The 24,645-nt window shown below is 44.9% G+C and carries 15 protein-coding genes; 11 read left to right on the top strand and 4 right to left on the bottom strand.

Features of this window, described 5'->3' with window-relative positions; all coding sequences use genetic code 11:
• Window positions 1–58 precede the first annotated feature (58 nt).
• Window positions 59–637, top strand: coding sequence for a Crp/Fnr family transcriptional regulator (locus J7623_RS14135; protein ID WP_291921029.1), 579 nt, complete (start codon window positions 59–61; stop codon window positions 635–637).
• Between the two features lie 90 nt (window positions 638–727).
• Window positions 728–1,141, top strand: a complete 414-nt coding sequence (locus J7623_RS14130) for a VOC family protein (protein ID WP_291921027.1) — start codon at window positions 728–730, stop codon at window positions 1,139–1,141.
• A 58-nt stretch (window positions 1,142–1,199) separates the two neighbouring features.
• On the opposite strand, the gene J7623_RS14125 is transcribed toward J7623_RS14130, so the two are convergent.
• Together J7623_RS14125 and J7623_RS14120 are read right to left on the bottom strand one after the other, a co-directional pair.
• Complete coding sequence (locus tag J7623_RS14125) at window positions 1,200–2,615, bottom strand: sialate O-acetylesterase (protein WP_291921025.1); 1,416 nt, start codon at window positions 2,613–2,615, stop codon at window positions 1,200–1,202.
• A 261-nt stretch (window positions 2,616–2,876) separates the two neighbouring features.
• On the bottom strand, window positions 2,877–6,137 hold the full coding sequence (locus J7623_RS14120) for a T9SS type A sorting domain-containing protein (RefSeq protein ID WP_291921023.1): 3,261 nt from the start codon (window positions 6,135–6,137) through the stop codon (window positions 2,877–2,879).
• Between the two features lie 375 nt (window positions 6,138–6,512).
• On the opposite strand from J7623_RS14120, the gene J7623_RS14115 reads away from it, so the two are divergent.
• Both J7623_RS14115 and J7623_RS14110 read left to right on the top strand, forming a co-directional pair.
• A complete protein-coding gene (locus J7623_RS14115) occupies window positions 6,513–7,445 on the top strand; it encodes a DJ-1/PfpI family protein (RefSeq protein WP_291921021.1) in 933 nt (310 codons plus the stop codon).
• Window positions 7,429–8,619: a DJ-1/PfpI family protein gene (locus J7623_RS14110; protein ID WP_291921019.1), complete on the top strand. Its 1,191-nt coding sequence runs from the start codon at window positions 7,429–7,431 to the stop codon at window positions 8,617–8,619. Before J7623_RS14115 ends, J7623_RS14110 begins: the two co-directional genes overlap by 17 nt.
• Window positions 8,620–8,638: 19 nt before the next feature.
• On the opposite strand, the gene J7623_RS14105 is transcribed toward J7623_RS14110, so the two are convergent.
• A complete protein-coding gene (locus J7623_RS14105) occupies window positions 8,639–9,520 on the bottom strand; it encodes an AraC family transcriptional regulator (RefSeq protein WP_291921017.1) in 882 nt (293 codons plus the stop codon).
• 235 nt (window positions 9,521–9,755) lie between these two features.
• Between J7623_RS14105 and J7623_RS14100 the strand changes: the two genes are divergently transcribed.
• From J7623_RS14100 to J7623_RS14080, 5 genes are all read left to right on the top strand, one after another.
• Window positions 9,756–11,402, top strand: coding sequence for an alpha-L-fucosidase (locus tag J7623_RS14100; protein ID WP_291921015.1), 1,647 nt, complete (start codon window positions 9,756–9,758; stop codon window positions 11,400–11,402).
• Between the two features lie 75 nt (window positions 11,403–11,477).
• The gene (gene fucP / locus J7623_RS14095) at window positions 11,478–12,746 is read left to right on the top strand and encodes an L-fucose:H+ symporter permease (RefSeq protein WP_291921013.1); all 1,269 of its coding nucleotides are present in this window, start codon (window positions 11,478–11,480) and stop codon (window positions 12,744–12,746) included.
• A gap of 18 nt (window positions 12,747–12,764) precedes the next feature.
• Window positions 12,765–13,781 (top strand): aldo/keto reductase, encoded by a 1,017-nt coding sequence (locus tag J7623_RS14090; protein ID WP_291921011.1) that lies wholly within the window; start codon window positions 12,765–12,767, stop codon window positions 13,779–13,781.
• Window positions 13,782–13,796: 15 nt separating this feature from the next.
• Window positions 13,797–14,132, top strand: coding sequence for an L-rhamnose mutarotase (locus J7623_RS14085; RefSeq protein ID WP_291921009.1), 336 nt, complete (start codon window positions 13,797–13,799; stop codon window positions 14,130–14,132).
• 8 nt (window positions 14,133–14,140) lie between these two features.
• Window positions 14,141–15,157, top strand: coding sequence for a zinc-binding alcohol dehydrogenase family protein (locus J7623_RS14080; protein WP_291921007.1), 1,017 nt, complete (start codon window positions 14,141–14,143; stop codon window positions 15,155–15,157).
• Window positions 15,158–15,259: 102 nt separating this feature from the next.
• Here the strand turns inward: J7623_RS14080 and J7623_RS14075 are convergent, their stop codons facing one another.
• The gene (locus J7623_RS14075; RefSeq protein WP_291921005.1) at window positions 15,260–17,107 is read right to left on the bottom strand and encodes a cellulase family glycosylhydrolase; all 1,848 of its coding nucleotides are present in this window, start codon (window positions 17,105–17,107) and stop codon (window positions 15,260–15,262) included.
• A 389-nt stretch (window positions 17,108–17,496) separates the two neighbouring features.
• On the opposite strand from J7623_RS14075, the gene J7623_RS14070 reads away from it, so the two are divergent.
• Both J7623_RS14070 and J7623_RS14065 read left to right on the top strand, forming a co-directional pair.
• Window positions 17,497–21,657 (top strand): two-component regulator propeller domain-containing protein, encoded by a 4,161-nt coding sequence (locus tag J7623_RS14070; protein ID WP_291921003.1) that lies wholly within the window; start codon window positions 17,497–17,499, stop codon window positions 21,655–21,657.
• Window positions 21,658–21,784: 127 nt separating this feature from the next.
• Entirely contained in the window at window positions 21,785–24,637 is a 2,853-nt protein-coding gene (locus J7623_RS14065; RefSeq protein WP_291921001.1) for a TIM-barrel domain-containing protein, read from the top strand.
• Window positions 24,638–24,645: the final 8 nt, after the last annotated feature.

Genomic DNA, 24,645 nt, shown 5'->3' with positions numbered 1-24,645 from the left:
CCTGGCAGGCAGAAGAAAGACCTGCAGCCACTATTTAAATCTTCTATAATGTAGATATATGAATACAGACTTGTTCTTTCAAAAAATCAAAACATATCACCATATTTCAGAAGAGGCCCAAAAAGCCTGGGCCGGGTTGTTGAAGTACAGAAAATATAAGAAAGGCGAGAACTTTGTAACGATGGGAGAATACCCAAGAAAAGTGGCATTTGTAGTCAATGGACTCTTCTCTCAAAACTTTATTACTGACGAAGGTGATATAATCATTAAATATTTCTTCCCTGAACAACGATTTGCGGCTTCTTTAAGCGCAATGTTAGCTAATAAACCAAGTATATTTTATATTGAAGCAATTGAAGATACATCTGTTTTTGAATACGATTTTTTTGAGTTTAAAAAACTGTTTGATCAACACCCGGACATTGCACAATTTTATATAAAATACAACGAGCTCCATTGGATTATTGACAAAGAACCGCTGGAAGTGGCTTTTCGAACGGATACATCCGCTAAGCGTTACGACGATTTTTTAAAGAAATATCCTAAGCTGTTAAAGCGCCTCAGGAAACATCATATCGCTGCTTACCTGGGTATTACGCCGACACAGTTGAGCAGAATATTTTTTGCCAACAAATAACTATTTTTCATTTTCTCAACATTTGTAAAATTGTTGCCCAAAATGTTGCCGCATCTTTGTTTCATCAGCAAACAATTAAAAAAGAAAAAAATGGCAACAAAAGTATTCATCAACTTACCCGTCAAGAACCTTGACAAATCAGTAGCTTTCTTCACTGCACTTGGTTACAGCTTTAATCCCCAGTTTACCGACGAAAAAGCCACCTGTATGATTATCAGCGAAAATATTTTCGCTATGCTTTTAACAGAAGCTTATTTTAAAACATTTACCAGGAAAGAAGTAGCAGATGCAAAGGTGTCGACAGAAGTATTAATTGCGTTAGATGCTTCATCAAGAGAGGAAGTGCAGCAGATGGTTGCGAAAGCCAAAGATGCAGGCGGAACGATTTACGCGGAGCCCCAGGACTATGGTTGGATGTATCAGCATAGCTTTGCAGACCTTGACGGCCATCAATGGGAATTGGTATATATGGATGCCGCTCAAATGCCTGCTCCGCAGCAATAATGAGCCTTGACGAAGAAAAAGAATGGCCGGCCGCGGGCAGACCATTCTTTTATCTCTTTTATTTATGGGACAATGGCAGGCTATCTGTACGGAAGGGGCCAACAGGCAAACCTCCTGAAGAAAAAATATTACCGATAGCAGCATTGGAAAAGCTGTATCTTACTGATACAGGTTTTTCTACTTTTTCACTCCACACCACCAGTGCATCTTTTTCCACCTTCGCGGATGCTTCGTAGAACACATTATCAGCTCCGGCGATGTACAGCGCAGCGGGTGCTTTGCCATTGATCCGGAGAGAACCAGGAACATTACTGAAATGTAGTATTGCTTTGTTTTTACGGAAACTCATGTCTTTGAATGCCGGACTTTTCCAGGTAAATCCTGTTTTGCCATAGTTCTCTCCCAGCGCCCAGTTGGCAAGCCTGTTTCCCACTGTTCTTTTATCCTGCGGATGAATATCTTTTACGTTCTCTGTAACGTCTGATACTACAACCATCCCGGTTCCGGGGAGTGCGCTGCTGCGTGCCTGTGCTTCACGAAGTAATGCAGCGTCATATTTTAATGCAGTTTCATTTTCCTGGTCATAGGTAAACGGCGCTATCTGAACATAGTAAAAAGGTAAAGGTTTATGCCATGCATCGCGCCATGCCTGTATCATGCCGCTGAATAAGGGGGTATAGGTAGTGGCTGTGTTTACATTCGCTTCTCCCTGGTACCAGATCACTCCCTTTATATTGAAATTGAGAAGTGGTGCTATCATGGCATTATAAGCATAGCCCGGCTTATGTGGCCACCAGGCAGCCGGAGCCTGCTTATCGGCTGCTGCAGCCAATTGTGGCTGATCGGTGACCACGTGCTCCGGTGCCCATACTTCGGCCGGTGTTCCTCCCCAACTGGCGTTGATAAGTCCTACCGGCACACCCAGTGTTTGCTGCAGCTTTAATCCGAAGAAGTAGCCCACCGCGCTGAAAGGCTTCAGGCTGTTGCTATCGCATACTTCCCAGGTACCCGGACAATTGTCCTGTGGGGTTGCTGCCGTAGTTTTTTGGATGTTAAAGAGCCTGATATTATTGTTACTGCAAACCGGCAGTTCTGCTGCTATCTGCCGAACGCCATTGTAATAGCTGAACTCCATGTTTGATTGTCCGGAGCATAACCACACTTCACCGATCAGGATATTTTTCAATACAATCTCATTAGATCCTTTCAGTCTAATTTCATAAGGTCCTCCTGCTGCCGGCGTGTGCACTTTCAAGCTCCACTTTGCATTTCCGGAGGTGGTAGTAGTGGCTGTTTGATTATCCCAACCTGTATATACTGTAATTTTTTCTGATGGGCTGGCCCATCCCCAGAGCGTGATGCTGTCGTTTTGCTGCAGCACCATGTTGCTGCCAACAAGTGCAGGCAACCTGATGGCCGCATGAAGCAGGGTAGGCAGCAATAGTGCGAGGGTGTAAAAGAGAAGTTTTTTCATAATCGCGTTTAATATATGGGGGCTAAATATAAAAACTATACCCAACAAATAAGAGTGATAAATATTTTTTTTATCTCTTAAAAAAAATATAGTATCTATATTCTTTGCCAGATGGTAGATGCATTGGTATATAATAATTGTCAATCATACAAACAATAACGGGAAAGAATTACTGTCGAAAATTGTAGCGCAGGGAAGGTAAGCAGCAAATGAAAATTATCTTTGCCGCTTACCTGCTTTGCGTGATGGTAATTCGCTTTATTATTGAACAATCAGCTTCTTCGTGACGCTGCCTGTTTTAGTATTTATCATAACAATGTAGAACCCTGCTTTAAGCCGTGAGTCAATCGCTACCTGGTTACCGCCACGGGTTTTCTTTTCATACACCATTCTGCCCTGGTTGTCAAAAATTCTTACCACTGTATTTTCTGAAATTTTCGGAAGAAGAATGGTAAACTTTCCTGCTGCGGCGGGGTTAGGGTACAGGCTAACAGCATCCTCATTGGTGATAACGTCCGAAGCTATTTTGGCTACAGCAGCACTGCCTGTTCCGGGAACAAATGTAGAAAGATAATTGCCGGCGATTACCTGTTGTGTAAGGCCAGGTCCCTGCCAGCTTACCGCTACATTGTCTCCACCACTGCCTTCCTTGTGAAGCACTTCAATATAATATTTTTGTCCGGCTGTCAGGTTAATGGCGGCAGACTGCTGCGTGCTGTATTTATTCCATTGCCTGGAATCGGTCCAGTCACTCACATAGGCTATTCTCGTGCTATTGGCCGGGTTGTCGCTGGTGCTCAGGTATAAATCTGTGTTATCATCTCCTGCTACCCAAAAAGTGTAGCTTCCTGTGGCAGGGGGATGTATATATCCACGGATCCTGGTACCATAGTTATCTGCCTGGTTTGTTGGGCCTTCCAGGCTGGTGAGCTGGTCTCTGCTGGTGGGATTATTAGGATAGTTACTATTGGAGGTCAGGCTGCTGATGGTAGTTCCGCTAATGCCTGTCCATACTTCTCTTAATATAGTACCCGTGGTAAGGCTGATGTTAAAGGTTTGTGTGCTTTGGCATCCTCCGCTGTTGGTGTAGGTGGCTACATAGTTCCCTGTTTGATTGGCCTGGATATTTGAGAGATATACTTCACGGGTGGTAGCGCTGAAATTATTGGGACCGGTCCAGCTCCAGGAGCCTCCCGTAGTAGGCTGAGGGCCCAACTGTACGCTATTGCCTGCGGTGACGGCTGCATTGGCGGTTTGTTGCCATGTTCCGCCATTAACCTGTACATAGGGGGTGATAGCGGTAGGTGTACAGGCAGCAGGCTCCCAGTAAATGACACCTCTTCCTCCGCCGGCACTCATATATACTCTTCCCGCAACGTTCATGTCGCCAATCAGCAATGGTGCGCCTGCAAACTGGTGGGCGTCATCGTTCACCCTGGTCCAGGTAGCTCCCTGATCGGTTGATCTGAAAAGCCCGGTGACGCCGGACACTGTTCCCCAGATAAAAACAGTAGGATAGGTGGCTCCTGTCACCGCTTTCCCGATGCCAATGGTTTTACAATAACTTACATTAGCAATAGTCGTATAGGCGGCACCGTAGTTAGTGGAATATTTTAATCCATTGTGGCCAAGAGGTACCCATACATGTCCTTCAAAACCCGGCGCTGTCCGGATCTGGGCTGCTTCCCACGGATAGTTCGCTGTTGATGCGCCCGGCGTACCTGCTACTGAAAAACTGACGCCTTTATTGGAGCTTCTCAACAGTTGTCCACTGGAAGGATTGTATATATAGAAATAGTTGGCATTTACCTGGTCAGCTACCGGTCCCGCATCTCCAAGAGATACACCGGAACAGGCCGCCCAGTTGGCGCCATTGTTTGTGGTATAGTAAGTAGTAGTAGAACCTCCGGGGCAATGTAATATGGTACCTCCATCTGCGCTGACGGCCACCTTTCCCTGTGACCCCATATTGGTAGCAACGCCCGTCCAGGTAGTACCTTTGTCGTTCGAATAATAAACAACGTTTCCTCCGTTGGAAGCTCTTACTACCTTGTTGGTATTGCCTGCTGCATACGCAATGCTTTGATTGTTGCCATCTGTGGGACTTAATTTTTTTGCAGGATAAGAAGTGAGCGGCTCATGTACAAAGCCTGTTACGTCTCCGAAGGAGGAAATAAATGATCCTCCGGGAATGCTGATGCCGTCCAGCAATGCGGTTTCTTCCAGCCCTATTACATCGTATTTCCAGGAAGGATTGGCGGCGGTAATATCGGAACAGGTATATACGCCACCGCCACCGATGACCCGTACTTTTGAAAGATTGGCCTGGTCAAACTCAATGCAGTCCATCCAGTTAACAGCGCCACCATTCGTCCATGCCATGCCGTTACTGTCATAGGTGGCGTTGGTACCGTTTTTAAGTGTCCAGGTTGATCCGCCATCGGTAGAAAGGAAAACAAAGTCGCCCCAGCCGGTACCGAATTGGTTATTCCAATACAAGCCACAGGAGGAAACAATGACCCGGTTAACATTCGTTGGATCTATACTTACTCCTCCATAGGCATAATCTTTCGAAGAAACGGGGGTAACATTGGTCCACGCACCGGTAGCGGTGTTAAGCTTATATACCTTTCCATTTCCTCCACTGGACTGCGGACCTGCATCATCTGAATAGGTAACATACATGGTCGTTCCCTGCAATGCAGCCCGGTGTGGCATGAAGCTAGTAGTGGCGGAGATGTCTGTAAAGGTGGCGCCTCCGTTGGTACTCTTATAGATATTGGCGCCCCCTGTGCGGGAAACACCTATGTAGATGGTTTGACTTGCTCCGCCGGATACGCTGCCGGAAGGATCGAAAAGAACAAAGCATATCCCGTTTTCATTAGGAGTAGTAGTTACACCGCTCCAGGCAAGGTTCCAGGTAACGCCGGCATCTGTACTTTTCCAAAGTCCGTTAGCCCTTGTACCGCAGAATAATATGTTACTGTTTTTGGGATCTACAGCCAGCCGTTCTCCGTTTCCGCGTCCATTCCCATTTCCATGTGCTTTAAATTTAGCAGTAACATCTGTGTAGGTGAAAGTATTTCCTTTGTCTGTGGACTTTAATATCGCTGTTCTGCCGCCGTTGATATAGGAGGTGCCGCAGAGCATATAAACATTATTGGCATTCTGTGGATCCAGTGCGAGGGCTTCCACGCCAATAAATCCATTTTCCGATTCATTCAGCCAGTCGAGCAGTTGAATCCATTTATTGTTGGCAGCATCCCAGCGGTAAGCACCGCCTACGTCCGTACGGCAATACCTGTCGCCGGAGGTTTTGTGGGTAACAATGCCGGTTACAAATCCCCCGCCTCCTACAGGGGCGTTTTTCCAGACGTAGCCGGTTTGGGCTTTCAACTGTTGAGGCTGAAGTACAATACCAGCAGAAAGTAAACAGAAAAGGGACAGCGTCTTTTGCAGGGCTTTAGCCGATAAAAAGCGCCCGGCAATAAAAGACCGCATTACGGGTAACTTTGTTTTCATAAAGAATAGATGGTTTAAGTAAATCAATCGAAAAAGGTAACATCAAAAGACGGGTTGTACTGAAAGCTCTGACGACATGGCATTACACACAGGCCACCCTGGGAAGGGCAGCAGTAATTCATAACAGGAATCTTTCTCTTATCTCAATAGCGTGAAGTTACCATGATCCCCTTTGCAACAGGGTATTCAAATGTTACAGATTATGGGAGGAAATGTTACAAATCACGATGGTGGCAGATAAATCGTATAGCCCCCCAGGTTAGGAAGGGAAATAACAGCATGTCCAGATGGGTTGATGCAGGCGACTAATCATATGGCCGTATATGACGCACTATTGTCCTTTACGGAAAGTGTAACAAGGACTACTTTTGTGGGATGATAAGAAAAATTGTATTTATCCTGCCTCCACTTGTGGAGCTATTGGACCTGGCGGGGCCAGTACAGGTGTTCAGAGAAGCAAGCCTGATGGGAGCTGACCTTGACCTGGCATTTTATGCGATAGATCAGCCACCTTCCTGTGCTGCGGGATTACCTTTAGGAAGCATCAGCCATTACCGGGAAGCGGTGCTGAGCGCAGGTGATTTTCTTTTTATTCCCGGTTTTTATTTTGAAGGCCTGAAAAGACGCCCCGATATTGAAACATCCTTTTTCCAATGGTTGGCTGATTGCGCTGCCCGGGGGATTAATATCTGCTCTGTATGTAATGCCGCCTTTATCCTGGGTAAAGCCGGGCTACTGGATGGCCGGGAATGCACTACCCATTGGAGAAGTACAGATCTTTTGCAAAGCATGTTTCCGGCGGCCCGGGTGGCTGACAACGTGTTGTTCGTAAAAAGTGGGAATATATATACCAGTGCCGGGATCAGCTCCGGAATTGATATGGCCCTGTTTATACTGGAAGAATGGAAGGGGCCATTAGTGGCCAACCAGGTGGCCAGGGGACTGGTGATATATCACCGCAGGGGCGCAAAACATAGCCAGCAACATATCTACCTGGATTACAGGAATCACCTCCATCCAAAGATCCATCAACTGCAGGATTACATGATCAGCCATCTGGATCAGTCCCTGACAGTGGAAAGACTGTCGCACCTTTTTAATAGCAGCCCAAGAAACCTTACCCGGATTTTTAAAGAAGCTACAGGCATCACCATCAACGAATATCTTACCCGTCTCAGAATCGAAAAAGCTGCCACCCTTCGTAATAACCCCGATTATACCACCACTAAGATAGCGTCGGAATGCGGATTCAAATCAGCCCGGCAATTACAAAGAATACAAAAAAAACAGTATGAAGCTGACAAATAGTAAACTAACGTACAGTATGCTCCTGGTGCTGGTGCTGACCATGATCTGGTTTTTTTATGCATGTGCGCCTGTCCGGGAATTTATGAGATGGAAAACATTTGAGGGGCATCCCAGCTTCAGTACGCAACAACCAGCCTTCGATTCCACCAAAAAAACGGTAATACTTATTGCAGATAATGAGGGAACCGAAATTTTCGACCTCATGGCGCCATATCACCTGTTCAGTGCTACCGGAAAGTTAAATGTGTACGTAGTAGCTCCCAAAAAGGAACCGATTATCCTGCGTAAGGGGCTTTTCCTGTTGCCTCATTTTTCGTTCAGTGAATTTGAGGCGACCGGTGTGGTGGCCCAGGTGATCGTTATCCCTAATTTGTCGGCCATGGATGCCCGGCATCAAAACCCGGTTCTTATTAATTGGATTAAAAGTCAATACCGGGATACCACTATCATGCTGTCTGTTTGTGATGGTGCGCTGACAGCAGCAGCCACCGGTATTTATGATGGCAGGCCGCTTACCGCCCATGCATCTGATTTTGCGGCGATCCGCAAACAATATAGTAAGCCACTATGGATGAACAATATCCGTGTCACCAGGAGTGGTGGACTATACAGCACAGCCGGGGTTTCCAATGCCACCGACGGGACATTAGCTGTTATTGATACACTTTTAGGCCGTGAAACAATGTTACAGGTTAGCAGGTCTATACACTATTTCAATACGCCCGAACAAACGGCACACAAAAGTATTCCCATTGGTTGGGGCGATAAGATGGCCATCGGCAAAAAAGTATTGTTTGGAAAAAACAGGAAGATCGGCGTATTGTTACAGGATGGGGTCAATGAACTGGAACTGGCTGCAGTATTGGATACCTATAACCGGACCTTTCCGGAATCACTGGAAAGTGTATCATTGGCAAATGGTAGTATTACTACGGTCTATGGACTCACTTTATTGCCAACTACAAACCTGGATAAATTCCATCCCGATGAATTGCATGTTTTGAACCCGGATCAACTTCCGCTGAAAATTCCATTCTTAGCTGATACTTCCGTAGTGGTGCGTTACCAACGGCAGCACCCTGTGTATATTATTGACGCCTGTTTGAACAGCATCCGTTTGCAATACGGCTCCCGGTACACCGAGGTGGTAAAACGTTTGCTTGACTATAATTAATTTCCTGTGCCTGCTACACTTAAAAACCCATCATATCCATTTGTTTTTTATAGTTACCGGGAGACATGCCCGTGATTTGCTTAAAAATTTTGGAAAAATAAAAGACATTTTCAAAACCTGTTTGCGTAGCAATTTCAGTAAAGGTCATCTGGGTGGTCACCATCAGGTATTGCGCCCGCTCAATTCTTTTCCCCTGTATATATTTTACAGGTCTTTCCCCGGTGTGTTGATGGAAAAGGCGGGAGAAATAATCTGTATGCAGGTTGGCTCTTTTCGCGAGCACCGTTACAGACAGATCACGGTGCAGATTTAATTGAATATAACTGATTGCATTCAGCACCTTTGCCGGTATGGGATGCGTATCGTTATACCTGGTAGTATCCTGCATTAAGAAGCGTGATACCAACTGGAGAAGAATCCCATGCGTTTCTGTAAAGGTGGCCACGCTTTGGCGGTTATTAAGATCCTGGTAGGCTTTATAAAAGGTATTTTTTTCGTAGACCTTCGGATTGTCAGAGCCGTTAATACCACGGCCAGGATTTATTTCCAACAAACGGGAAAAATTAAGGATATCAATTTCAGTGGCTTTCACTTTTAAAATGGACCTGTTGTTCTCAAACAGTGAAATACCATCAGATGACTCTTCGAAAAACTGCACGAAATACTGACTGAGATAAGTGGGACATAGCAGGTTGCATAACGTAAAGCTCGGAATAATATACAGAAAACCGGGTTCCAGGCTAACCTTTGAAACAGCATCCGAGATTTCTCCTGCACCTGCATCAATATAATATATCCTGAAATAGGGGCTGATCACATTTTTGTAATTCCATTTGGAACCGAGCTTTACGTGGTCAACGTTCAATAGCGTGAATGTATGTTTTAGAAGTCTTTTAATCATGCTATAAAATTGTTAAGCTCTTTTAACGAGGATATGCCAACAGGAACGCTACTTTCTGTTTGACAGTCGGCATTACCGCTTCAAAATCCCGGTTTTATCAAAGCAATAATAAGTAAATAGTCGGATTTGTATAAAAAAAAGTCCTATTTGACTAAATGCAGCACAAGTATTTCGGAGTAAGTTTGAGAGATTGATTATCGCTTGTCCATATAAGCGGCCAATAAAACTAAATTCCATGAAAAGAAGAACGCTGATAAAAGGATTAGCTACAGGCTTATCATCTCTATACCTATCTAATCTTTATGCACACAGTTTATTAAAGGCTCCATCCACGCCACGTCTGGCACCCGGGCCATTTCAGCCTACCTGGGACTCGCTGGCGCAGTACCAGGTGCCCGATTGGTTCAGGGACGCAAAGTTTGGCATCTGGGCGCATTGGGGGCCGCAGTGTCAGCCGGAGCATGGCGACTGGTATGCACGCGGCATGTATGAAGAAGGAAGCGATCATTATAAATATCATCTTCAGAAATATGGACATCCTTCCAAATTTGGTTTTAAGGATGTAATCAATGAGTGGAAAGCAGAAAACTGGCATCCGGAGGAATTGCTGGCGCTGTACAAGAAAGCTGGTGCGAAATATTTTATGGCCATGGCCAATCACCACGATAATCTCGACTTGTACGACAGTAAATACCATCGGTGGAATTCCACTAAACTGGGACCTAAAAAGGATCTCGTTGGAGGCTGGGCAAAAGCGGCGAAAGAACAGGGATTACCATTTGGTGTAACCGTGCATGCTTCCCATGCCTGGACCTGGTACGAAGTAGCACAGCGTTCTGATAAAAGCGGACCCTATGCCGGCGTGCCTTATGATGGCAAACTGACGAAAGCGGACGGCCGTAACAAATGGTGGCAGGGATACGATCCACAGGAATTATATGCACAGCGGCATGCTTTGAGCAAGGATAGCCTGAAAGGCGATATGGGCGCTTACTGGGATTGGGGAAATGGCGCCAGTGTACCTGATAAAGCTTACTGCGACAGCTTCTTAAACCGGACTATTGAACTCATAGATAAATATGACCCTGAGCTGGTTTATTTTGATGACAATGCGCTGCCGCTTTGGCCCATCAGTGATGCAGGATTAAAAATAGCCGCGCATCTGTATAACACCAGTATCAAAAAACACGGAAAATTACAGGCAGCCTTATTTGGCAAAAAGTTGAACGAGCAACAACGCAAGTGCATGATATGGGATATTGAGCGGGGACAAAGTAACCAGATCGAGCCCTTGCCATGGCAGACGGATACCTGTATTGGTGGCTGGCACTATGATCGCCGCCTGTTTGACAATAAAGGGTATAAGACAGCTAAAACAGTAGTTCACTCATTGGTAGATATTGTCAGCAAAAATGGTAATCTTTTATTAAATGTTCCCGTTCGCGGAGATGGTACTATCGATAGTGAAGAGCGGGCAGTAGTAGAACAGGTAGCAGATTGGATGCAGGTAAATAGTGAAGCGATTTATAGCACACGCCCATGGAAAGTATTTGGAGAAGGGCCTGCCACAGCATCCGTACAAGCGTTGAATGCCCATGGTTTTAATGAAGGGCAGGGAAAACCATTCGTAGCAGAAGATATCCGTTTTACTACGAAAGGAAAAACTTTGTATGCAGTGATGTTGGGATGGCCGGCGAATAACAGTATATCAGTGAAAGCACTGGCAACAGATAACCAGGTAGGAAAAGTAAGCCAGGTAAGCCTGCTCGGAAGCCGCAGCGTAAGCTTTGAGCAAACATCCGACGGTCTGAAGGTACAGTTGCCGGAGCAAGCTCCCTGTAAAGAGGCGTTTGTATTAAAGATTGAAGGCGCAATTGTCTGAGTGTTGGGATAAGCAGGCATGTCCCTGTTTCAGGGACATGCCCTGGAATCAATCTTCTTTAAGCTTAACATTTATATGGCAAAGAACCATACATTATTCCCGTTTATACTGATCACCAGTTTGTTTTTTTTATGGGGTTTCGCACATAATCTTGATCCTATATTAATACCGCATTTGCAGAAGTCTTTTACACTGACTACTGTTCAGGCTACACTGGTGGATTCTGCTGTGTTTATCGCTTATTTCCTGATGGCGTTACCAGCCGGTTTTATTATGAAACGGTACGGGTATAAAACCGGAATTATTGCAGGGCTGCTGGTTTTTGCATTAGGTTCGTTTTTGTTTATTCCTGCCGCTAATACACAGCAGTATATATTTTTCCTTGTTGCGTTGTTTATTATTGCCTGCGGCCTGACGATATTAGAAACTGCGGCTAACCCTTATGCATCATCGCTGGGGGATCCGGCTTCGTCTACCCAACGGCTGAATCTTGCGCAGTCATTTAATGGCCTGGCAGCTACGCTTGCGCCAATAATCGGTGCGCGGGTTATTCTTACCAAAGGTTATACAGCAGCGGAATTGGGAGCCATGACGGAAAGTGGCCGTCAACTTGCACTGGCGGCAGAAGCGGCCACCGTAAAAATGCCCTATTTTATATTGGGAACTGTGCTGGTATTAATAGCGGTCATTTTTGCCTTTACGCGCCTGCCGGCGATCCAGCATAACGAAGGACATACTGCCAGTAAACACATTTTTCACGCCTTCAGGCATCAACACCTGACGTGGAGTGTAGTGGCGCAATTCTTTTATGTAGGCGCCCAGGTATGTGTGTTTAGTTTGTTTATCCTGTATGCCACAAAAGCTGCAGGCATAACAGAAGTGAAGGCTGCTGATTATCTCGGAGCATGTGGGCTGGCATTTTTAATAGGAAGGTTTGTCGGCACTTATTTAATGCAACATTTTAGTTCTGCGAAATTATTGGGGGTATACGCAGTGATCAATATTTTGCTTTGTGGAGTTGCCATCCTGGGAACAGGTATCATTACCATTTATACCGTCATAGGTATCTGCTTCTTTATGTCGATTATGTTTCCCACCATCTTTGCCCTTGGCATCCGGGAACTGCGTGGTGATACAGAGTTTGGAAGCAGCCTGATTATTATGTCTATTGTAGGCGGCGCGGTTTTGCCACGGGTATTTGGTTATATCAGTGATGTAACGGGGAATATTCAATACGGTTACATTGTACCACTGATATGTTTTATAGCGGTAGCTTTTTTTGGGTTCAAAGGTCATCGTGTAAAGGTGAAGCGGGAAGAATTAATTGTTTCAACTATTCTTTGAAAATAAGCAGGCATTGGTATGGAAAAACTCAATTTGCCGGAAGTCATTTTTGGCACCAGCGGGTTAGGAAATTTATATATAGCAATCCCGGAAGAAAAGAAGCGATCCATTGTTCATGAATGCATAAAATGTTCGCCTGGTCCGGTTATATTTGATTCAGCAGGTAAATACGGCGCGGGATTGGCGCTGGAAGCCCTGGGACGGAGTTTGAAGCAATTGGGGATTGCCCCTTCGGATGTGTTGATCAGCAATAAGCTGGGGTGGCTGCGCACGGAATTAAAAACACCGGAGCCCACCTTTGAGCCAGGCGTATGGCAAAACCTGGAGCATGATGCTATTCAGAAAATAAGCTATCATGGCATACTGGAATGCTATGAACAAGGCAATGCATTATTAGGTGATTATCATGCATCGCTGGTATCCGTGCATGATCCTGATGAATATCTTGCCGCGGCAAAGGATGAACAGGAGTACCAGCAACGTTATCAGGACATACTGGACGCATACCGGGCTTTACATGAATTGAAGCAGGCAGGGAAGGTGAAAGCCATCGGCGTGGGCGCCAAGGATTGGCGGGTAATAAAGAAAATAACGGAAGATGTAGCCCTTGACTGGGTGATGATTGCAAATAGTATGACCGTTCATAGCCATCCTTCTGTGTTAGTGGAATTTATGGTAAAGCTGCAGCAGCAGGACATTGCTATTATTAATTCGGCTGTTTTTAATGGCGGTTTCCTAACAGGATCGGCATATTATAATTATCAGTTAACAGATCCGGTAAAAGATAAAGCGTTATATGATTGGCGGGAGCGTTTTTACCAGTTATGTACCGATTATCAGATCACACCGATAGCGGCTTGTGTGATTTTCGGCAGGAATGCACCGGGAGTCAGGAGCATTGCTTTAAATACAACACAGGCAGAGCGCGTGGCGCAAAATGTGGCATTGCCGCAAACGGTTATTCCGGAAGGGTTCTGGAAAGAAATGGAAGAAGGTGGATTAATAGATCCGCTTTATGCATCCTGTTATTTATAGAGATTAAAAGAGAATATGAAAAGATATTGTTTAGCGCTGGACCTGAAGGATGATCCTCAGCTGATAGCAGAATATGAATATTGGCACAAAGCAGAAAACGGGTGGCCGGAAGTAAGAAAGAGTATCCTGGATGCAGGCATTGTAGAAATGGACATTTACAGAACAGGTAATCGCCTGATGATGATTATGGAGACCACCGATTTGTATGATGCGGAGAAGAAAAATGCTTCGGATGCCGCCAATCCGAAAGTACAGGAGTGGGAACAATTAATGTGGAAGTTCCAGCAGCCATTACCCTGGGCAAAAGAAGGGGAGAAGTGGGTGATCATGGAACAAATCTTTCAACTTTAAATAATCATATGCGAACAATAATTTGTGAGGAACCGGGAAGGTTAGTGCTGGAGGATACGCAAAGACAGGCACCGGACGAAGGATATGTTCAGATCAGGATTCGCCGCATCGGCGTTTGTGGTACTGATTTGCATGCTTTCGAAGGAACGCAGCCATATTTTAATTATCCACGTATTTTAGGACATGAACTTTCAGGTGAGATAGTGGATGCTAATGGAGCAGCAGGATTTTCCAACGGAGACATCGTCACCTTTATCCCTTATTTTAATTGTGGTGTTTGTATCGCCTGCAGATCTGGCAAGCCTAATTGCTGTGTTAAGATCAATGTTTGTGGTGTGCATGTTGACGGCGGCATGAGGGAATACCTCAACGTACCTGCCTATGCACTGGTACACGGCAACGGCCTGGGATATGATGAACTGGCATTGGTGGAACCATTGGCTATTGGTGCACATAGCATCAGGCGGGCAGATGTAAAACCTGGTGAGTTTGTATTGGTAGTTGGCGCCGGTCCTATTGGTTTAGGGATTATGGAGTTCGCACGTATTGCTGGTGCTAACGTCATTGCGGTGGATGTTAATGCAAACAGGCTGGCATTTTGCAGGGAGAAGTTGCAGGTGAATCATGTCATAGATGCCTCCACGGAAAACGTATCGGAGCAGCTGGCCCTGATTACAAATGGCGATATGCCTACCGTTGTTATTGATGCAACGGGCAGTTTAAAAGCTATTAATAACAGCTTTCAATATATAGCGCACGGTGGAACATATGTGCTGGTGGGCTTGCAGAAAGGAGATATCAGCTTTAGTCATCCGGAGTATCACAAGCGGGAAGCTACTTTAATGAGCAGTCGCAATGCTACGCGGGAAGACTTTGAACATGTGATTGCTTCCATCAGGAAAGGGTGGATACAGCCAACCAATTATATAACGCACCGATTGGCATTTGAAGAAGTTGTTAATGAATTTGAAAGTTTGCTTCATCCGTCTAAGGGGGTAATTAAGGCGATGATAGCGCTGGATTAGGTGTATTTGGTTTAACATTTCTTTTCCAGTGTTAAAGTCCAGGGGCCCTCATCACCAACGTGATGAGGGCCCCTGGTTTATGTAGTGTACCCGCTGTGATGATTATTGTTTGATAATCTTAAAGGTTGTTACGCCGCTGGTACCGGTCACCTTCACGATATAGGTATTAGGAGGGAGCGATCCCCCAAATACTAATTTGTTTTGAATAGCAGCCGCTTTAATGGATTCAACTACCTTTCCTGTCATATCAATTATTTCAATCAACGTTATCTTTTCTTTGGTATTAGTTACCAGGTTGAAAGCAGAGGAGGAGGGATTAGGATATGCAGAAACCTGCAATGCCTGTTTATTGGTGGTGGTAAGTGCAGGAGATAATGTTGCTGTTGCCATCCGGGCATTCGTTACGGAAGAAGTGCTCCACTGCTGGTTATAGCTGGAACTTAAGCCCCATTGTCCCAGGTCAGCGCCATTGCTGGTTTGACCTAAACCATCCAGGTATAAACCGGTTGCTGCGTTTTTGAATTTTACATAGCCGCCGTTATTTTCCATGGTCCATTGTTGGTTGCTGCTGCTGCTGGTAGCCCATTGACCAGCAATGGAGCCGTTGGTCGTTCTGCCCATTCCATCTAAATATAATCCTGTAGCACGGTTTTTTAGTTTTACATAACTTCCGGTGGTTTCTACACTCCATTGCTGGTTATAGCTGCCGCTATTACCCCATTGAGAACAATTAGATCCGTTGGCAGTTCTGCCTATTCCATCTATGAATAAACCCGTAGCACGATTAGCCAGTGTGATATAGCCGGAGGTAGATCCGTTGACTCCTTGCATAATGGCGTTCACTACACCCTGGTCAGATACCGTTGCTGTACTACGATCAAATACACCTCCGGCAACGCCAGCATCCCAGTAGATGGGAATGATCCCCTTGCTTTTGGCGGAGCTGGAAACATACCTGTGAAAATACTCTCTCGATGCCAGATGCAATGAAAGATCTGTGGGGTTGCTTCGTTTAACAGCAGCAAATTCACCAATGATAACCGGGATGCCGTTATCGATGTACTTTGTTTTCATCAGCCCCAAAAGCCTTTCTACTTCGCTTTCTTCTCCCCAGGTACTGTTGCGGTCTGGTTGTATGGTAGAGTGGTAGCCATTTCCCCAGTAGAAAAACATTTTACCCCAGCTTTCGTCTGATGTTAAACCACAAAATTGCCAGGGCGCATAATAGTGAACTTCCACCATCAGGCGATTGGAGGCAGGGTCAGTTGGCAGGGTATTCATCAGGTTGTAGGTATAGTCGGGGTTGGTGGCAGGACCTTGTATAACCAAACAGCGGCTGCTGTTATTTCCGCCGGTGGCACGCACCGCATTTACAAATGTCTGGTGATAGGATAGCAGCACCGACATACCTGTTGCATCGCTTACCGCCGGTTCATTGGCGCTGGCGAAAAGTAATCGTTCATTATAGTTTTTAAAATAATTGGCGATTTGCGTCCAGTAATTTTGTTGTTTGGCATTTACAGCGGATTGTGCGCTGGTAGTGCAATTATTCTCTAACCAGCCTCCGTCCCAGTGGATGTTTATGATAACATACAGGTTACTGTTAATGCAGTAGTCTACCACGGTTTTCACACGGGCCATCCAGTTTGCATCAATAACGCCATTGCTGGTATGACAATCCCAGGCCACGGGGATTCGTATGGTATTAAAACCGGCGGCTTTTACAGCATTGATAAGCGCCTGGCTGGTATTGGGATTGCCCCAGGCGTTTTCTCCACAAATGGCTTCCAGCGTATTTCCCAGGTTCCAGCCTACTTTCATTTGGCTGGCTACCTGTTGTGCCGTAGGTAATTGACTCCATGCGGGAATTGAAAATAAAATACCGGCTGTTAGCAATAACCATTTACAACCGGATGATAACAACGTCGATAAAAATAAAAGATGTTTCATACGTGAATCGTTTTAGAGTGGTTGAAAAAAAGGGGTGAATGGTATTTTTGTTCCCGGATGATTGTATTTTTGCTAAAATGTTAGCAAAAACATCCGTATGGGTTACCGGGCTTTAAGGAGCGTGGAATTTGTTGCAGTAAATTTTATGTGTTATATTGACACTTAACAGATGGATTATGAAGATGGGCCTGTTAAACAAGACGTATAGAAAGAAACAGCCTGAACACCAGGCAGCAATAGTGATGTTTTCATAACGGGGCAGGGTTATTTGCGTGGAATAATATAATTATAATAAAGTTATATCGTCTGACCCATACCGGGGGGTATGGATTCTGTCAGATTAGGGTATGGAATGTTACAATACCCTCAGAAAATATCATTTCAGGAGTATGAATAAAAAACGATGCCAGCAGGAAGCGCATGAAGGCCAGGCAGGCGAGAAATTTTTATACCTAAAACCTATAGTAATGCGTTACCTTTTAGGGGTTGTTTTTTTGTTGCAGTCGCTGGTCGTTTTATCGCAGGGAGAACACTATAATTTTTCAAAGCTCAACACCTATAATGGCTTATCCCATAACCAGGTAAACGCCGTGGTTAAAGACCAGGACGGTTTTTTGTGGGTGGGAACTACTTATGGACTGAATCGTTATGATGGTTATTCTTTTAAAATATTTCGCAAGGATCATAACGACAGTACTTCCCTGGTAGCCAATAATATCGTCAGCTTTTATGAGTTACCCGGCCGGAAAATGTGGATATCAACCATGGGCGGCCCCTGTATCTATAACCCGGATACAGAAAAGTTCGACGCCAATTATAGCAGCTATTTATCTGCACTGGGTTTGCCTGCGGGTACTATTTCCAGCATCGTAAAAGGCAAAGAAGGCAGGTACTGGTTTCTTTACAGCGACAAAGGACTGTATTTATATTCTGCCAACGATAAAAGCATAAAGCCATTTAAGGCACAAGCCCCTGTGCCGTCCGGAGAAAAAATCACTTCGATAAAGGAAGCTGCAGATGGAAAGCTATGGCTGATATATGAGTCCGGATTTTTGCAGAAGTATGATATACAGTTGGGGAAAACCATTTTTTCCAGTGATGCCCTGCAAAAGCTGCACAAAGCTGAAAGTACTTTTTCCATTTTTGTAGATAATGACGGCGATATCTGGTGCTGGAGCTACAATAATGGCCTCTTTTTTTTCCATCCGGAAGATGGCAGCGTTGTGAGGATGGGTAAAAATTCTTTCCCGGTAAGGCTAAAGTCGGACCTGGTAAGCCAGGTAGTGCAGGATAATAATGGTTTGATCTGGGTGGGAACAGATCATGGCGGAGTAGCCCTGATAGACAAAAAGAACGGGTTTAATACCACTTTCCTGCTGAATAACCCCAATGATCCCAAAAGTATCAGTCAAAACAGTATCACTGCCATTTACAAAGACAACCAGGGAATAATATGGCTTGGCACCTACAAACAAGGTGTAAATTATTATAATAGTAATGTTATACAGTTTCCCTATTTCCATCACCGGGAGTCAGACCCCCGGAGTTTACAGTTTGATGATGTAAATCGTTTTGCAGAAGACAAGTATGGTAATATCTGGATAGGCACCAATGGCGGGGGGCTGATTTATTTCGACAGGAAGAATAATGCTTTCCGGCAATACCTGCACGATCCCAATAACAGCAATAGTTTGAGCAATAATGTGATTGTGAGTCTCTGGATTGACCAGGAAGATATCCTTTGGGTGGGTACTTATTATGGTGGCCTCAATAGTTTTGATGGCAGGAAGTTTACACATTACCGGCATAATGAACGCGATTCTTTCAGCCTGGCAGATGATGTTGTCTGGGAAATATTTGAAGATAAAAAACAACAGTTATGGATAGGCACCCTGGGCGGTGGACTGGATCGTTTCGACAGGGCTGCTAACCGGTTTTATCATTATAAAAACGGCGGAGGCGCGAATTATGTCTCTGCTGTAATGCAGGATAGGAAAGGCGATTTATGGGTAGGTACCAGCGGAGGCATTATGGTTTTGGCGGACAATAAAGTGGTGACTACTTATCAGCATTCCAACAAGAAAAACAGTTTAAACGACGACGGTATTTTTTGTCTCCTGGAAGACAGCCAGGGGCGTATCTGGGCAGGAACCAGGGAAGGACTTAACCTGTTTGACAGCCAAACCAGGGAATTTCAGACCTTCACCATAGCAGATGGCCTTCCGGATAATATGATATTAAATATCCTGGAAGATGCGCATCAAACACTCTGGATCTCCACGCCTAACGGCTTATCTAATGTTATTCCCAGGCAGAATAATCACCATATTACTTTTTCCGTGGTTAATTACGATGCCACCAATAACCTGCAGAACCGGGAATTTAATGAAAATGCGGCGCTGAGAACGGCAACCGGTGAATTATTTTTCGGAGGACCGTCCGGGTTTAACATCATTAATCCCGCCTCCATTAAGCCATCCGTTGGCCACTCCGCCATTACATTCACCGGTTTTCAACTGCTGGATAAAAATATAGCACCCGGCGAAAGAGTAGATAACCGTGTGCTATTGAGCCGTGCTTTACCGCAGTTGGAAAGCATTGACCTGAAGTATAAAGAAAATGTTTTCTCTATTGACTTTGCCTCGCTTGATTTCTCACATAACCGCAATGATAAATATGCGTACATGCTGGAAGGGTTTAACACCGACTGGCTGTATACAGACGATAGCCAACGGAGAGCCACCTATACGAACCTCAGCCCGGGTCATTACATCTTCAAGGTAAAGGTGCTGGACAGAACAGGATTATGGAGCGAAGTAAAAACCCTGCAAATCAATATTGCGCCACCATTCTGGCGAACCCCCATTGCCTACTTTATATATTTACTGGTGGCTGCCAGCCTGTTTTTCCTGATCCGACGCATTACTTTAGACAGGATACATATGCGTTTTGAGGTGACTCAGCAACGAAGAGAGGCAGAAAGAGCGCATGCCCTGGAACAGTTAAAAACAAAGTTTTTTACTAATGTAAGCCATGAATTCCGGACACCCTTAAGCCTCATTATGGCGCCGTTGGATAAAATCATTAAACAGACTACAGACCAGGAGCAGGTAGAACAATTGAACCTCGTGCAACGGAATGCCAAACGTTTGCTGAACCTGGTGAACCAGCTGCTGGATTTCAGGAAAATGGAAGTGGAAGAAATACGACTGCACCCTGCAGTAGGTGATATTGTTGGCTTTTGCCAGGAAACCAGTTGCTCTTTCACAGATGTGGCAGAAAAGAAGAAAATCCGGTTTTCATTTTCCAGTGATATTGACCACCTGGAGATTTATTTTGATAAAGATAAGATAGAGAAGATTTTATTTAACCTGCTCTCCAATGCTTTTAAATACACTTTCGATAATGGCGAAGTAAGTGTCAAATTGACATATAATCCACCCGTTAGCCCCAAAACAGATGGTACGGTTGCCATCAAAGTAAAAGACTCTGGTATTGGCATCCCGGCTGCTCAACACGAAAAAATCTTCGAACGGTTTTTCCAGACGGAAGTACCGGAGAGTATGGTAAACCAGGGAACAGGTATAGGGCTGGCCATCACAAAAGAGTTTGTAAATCTGCACCACGGTACCATTACAGTGGAAAGTGAACCGGATCAGGGTACCTGCTTTACCGTATTACTCCCTGCCAGGAAGATGTATACAGCGCCCCGGCCCGTAACTTCGGCAACAGCAGCCGAAGAGGAGCCGGCAGATATTGAAGAAACCAAAAAAGGAAACAGGAAAAAAACAATTATGATAGTGGAAGATAATGAAGACCTGCGCTTTTACCTGAAAGATAACCTGAAAGAACATTACCATGTGGAGGAAGCTACTAATGGAAGTGAGGGCTGGGAGAAAATTAAACGGTTAAATCCCGACCTCGTGGTAAGCGACGTGATGATGCCATTGATGGATGGGGTGGAGCTGGTAGGCAAAATTAAGTCCGAAACACTCACCTCACATATTCCGGTTATCCTGCTTACGGCCATGGGTAGCGAGGAAAAACAACTGGCGGGCCTGAGAGCCGGTGCCAATGATTACATCACCAAACCTTTCACCTTTGAGATCCTCGGATCCCGTATTAATAATCTATTGGCACAACAACAATTACTAAAGAAGAAATTCCAGAAGCAAATTGAAGTCAACCCGGAAGAGGTGACCATCACCCCGGTTGATGAGAAATTCCTAAAACAGGCGTTAGACATTATTGAAAAACAAATAGATAATCCTGACTTTTCAGTAGATGAATTGAGCCGGGAGCTGTTCATGAGCAGGGTTACCCTGTACCGGAAGATAAATTCCCTTACCGGGAAATCGCCATTGGACTTTATCCGCTCTATTCGTTTGAAAAGGGCGGCGCAATTATTAGATAAAAGTGGAATGTCTATTTCAGAAGTAGCCTACCAGGTAGGATTTAATAACCCGAAAGTATTCAGTAAACTTTTCAAGGAAGAGTTTAAGGTCACTCCTTCAGAATATGTCGCGAATATTAAAAACAGGCATCTTTAATACAGTCCCTTCTGCGAATATGCAGTGGTATAGGCCGGTTTGTAACATTTGAGTCCCCATGTTGAATCATTTGGGGCCCTTATCAATGCCACCATAGCCATAGTTTTACAGCATCTAATCCACGTATATGAAACTGAGATTGCTGCTGTTTAGTCTGCTGACTTTAGGCTTGATGAATGATTCGTTAGGGACTCCGCCCGCTTATATTACACTACCTGATGGCGTACTGCTTTTCACCGATTCCATGTTTACAGGTTCGTCGCATGCTGTTAAACTGGAAGTTGTAGCCGATAATATTATAAGGGTAGTTGCTGCTCCCGGTAAAGAAATAATACCTGCCAACAGCCTGGTGACTGTTTATCAGAAAAGACCGGGACTTACCTGGGATATCATTCCATCTAAAGAAAACTTGGTACTCAAAACAAAAAAGTTAATTGCCACTGTCAACCGTCAAACTGGTGCCGTTACTTTTACGGACCTGAACGGCAAAGAAATACTGGCAGAAAAACAACCTTTGGGAAGAAACTTTCAACCTGCCGTATTTGACGGTAAAAGATATTATACTTTAAGCCAAACATTTCAGGCTGCCAAAGGCGATGCCTGGTATGGACTCGGTCAGCATCAGGATGGGATTGTAAACTATAGAGGACAACAGGTTACCTTCTTTCAGAATAATACAGAAGTAGCCATTCCTTTTTTAATTTCCAATAAGAACTATGGTATCCTGTGGGACAATTACTCCCTGACCAGGGCAGGGGATATCCGGCCGCTTCAGCCACTTTCTTCCCTACAACTGTTTTCTAAAAAAGGAGAAGCAGGCTGGTTAACTGCTTCCTATGCCAACGATTGGCATAAGCCGCAGGAAATCAGTATCGAAAGACCTGAGGGCACTATTAATATGGAATTCCTGGGAGAATCAAAGATCCAGATGCCAAAGGAGTTTACGGCTGCTACAGGCATGGTTACCTGGGAAGGCATGCTTTCCAGTAACCTGACAGGTCTTCATCAATTCCGCTTCGTGTATGGTGGCTCGCTGAAAGTATGGATGAACGGAAAATTGATATTGGATCGCTGGAGAAAATCATGGAATCCCGCATCTGCAGTGATTTCGTACGACTTTGAAAAAGGACACAAGATACCGGTGAAAATAGAATGGATACCGGAAGGCGAATCCTATCTTTCTTTGAAATGGCAGGAACCACTGAGTGAAGAACAGCAAAATACTTTCGGCTTTTCCTCTGAAGCCGGCAAACAGGTGGATTATTACTTTGTGTATGGCGATAACATGGATGAAGTTATTTCCGGCTACAGAACGCTTACAGGTAAAGCGCCTATTGTGCCTAAATGGGCACTGGGCTTCTGGCAAAGCCGGGAAAGATATAAAACACAAGCGGAAATAATTGCTACTGTAGATGAGTTCCGCAAGAGAAAAATTCCTATCGACAATATTGTACTCGACTGGAGCTACTGGAAAGAAGCCGAATGGGGCAGCCAGGAGTTTGATGAGAAACGTTTCCCTTCTCCCGATGGTATGATTGAGGCGTTGCATAAAAAATACAACACCCAGATCATGATATCTGTTTGGCCAAAGTTTTATGACGGGATAACCGCTTATAAAGAGTTTGATAGAAATGGATGGCTCTATAAAAGAAATGTAGCTGATCAGCAGAGAGACTGGATAGGCAAGGGATATGTTTCCACCTTTTACGACGCGTTTAATACCTCTGCCCGGAAAGGTTTCTGGGACCTGATTAATAAAAAAATTTATAGCAAAGGCATCGACGCATGGTGGATGGACGCCAGTGAGCCGGATATTCTTTCCAATGTAAGCCCCGAAAAAAGAAAGCTGCAGATGACGCCCACAGCTTTAGGCAGTGCGGCCGAATTCCTGAATGCTTATCCATTGCAGAATGCAAAAGGTATTTACGAAGGACAGCGTTCCACAGACCCGGATAAAAGGGTTTTCCTGCTCACACGTTCCGGTTTTGCGGGCTCACAACGCTACGCTGCGGCTATATGGAGTGGTGACATCGGTTCCACCTGGGTGGATATGAAAGCTCAGATAGCAGCAGGAGTGAACTTCTCTATGTCTGGTCTTCCTTACTGGACCATGGATATCGGCGGTTTTGTGGTGCCGGAGAAATTCGAAAAACCAGATAGCGAAAACCTGGAAGAATGGAGGGAGCTGATGACCCGCTGGTCGCAGTTCGGCGCATTTGTTCCGTTGTTCCGCTCGCATGGTCAATTCCCTTATCGCGAAGTATTTAATACGGCGCCGGAAGATCATCCTGCATATAAAAGCTTTCTTTATTATGATAAGCTGCGTTACCAGTTGCTTCCTTATATCTATTCACTGGCAGGAGCGGCTTACCATGACGACTATACGTTGATGCGTGGCCTGGCCATGGACTTTCCAAAAGATACTGCAGTATTAAGTATTTCAGACCAGTATATGTTTGGTCCGGCGCTGCTGGTGAATCCTGTTTGTGAATACAAACAAACCCAGCGCCCGGTGTATTTACCTGAGTGTGCGGGATGGTATGATCTGTACACCGGTAAGTGGTATAAAGGAGGCCAAAAAATGACAGCGCCTGCACCTTATGAACGTATGCCGTTATTTGTGAAAGCGGGATCTATACTGCCTTTCGGCCCCAACTTGCAATACACCTCGGAAAAACAATCTGATACTATCACTTTAAACATCTATACCGGCGCAGACGCCTCTTTTAACCTGTATGAAGATGAAGGAATCAACTACAATTATGAAAAAGGTGCTTTTGCGGTTATCCCGGTGAAGTATGACGAAAGAACCGCCACCGTTACCATCGGAGACCGGAAAGGTTCATTTAACAACATGTTGAAGAAAAGAACATTTCGTATTAATATGATCACACCTGGTAATGCCAGGCGCCTGGATTTGGACAGCACATGCGACAAAGAAGTGGTTTATGAAGGAAAACATCTATCTATAAAAAAATAGCCAATTTA

Origin of the sequence: Chitinophaga sp. (assembly GCF_017745275.1) — a bacterium.
Taxonomy (GTDB): Bacteria; Bacteroidota; Bacteroidia; order Chitinophagales; family Chitinophagaceae; genus Chitinophaga.
The sequence above is the reverse complement of the archived record's forward strand: the minus strand, read 5'-3'. Positions and strand labels throughout refer to the sequence as shown.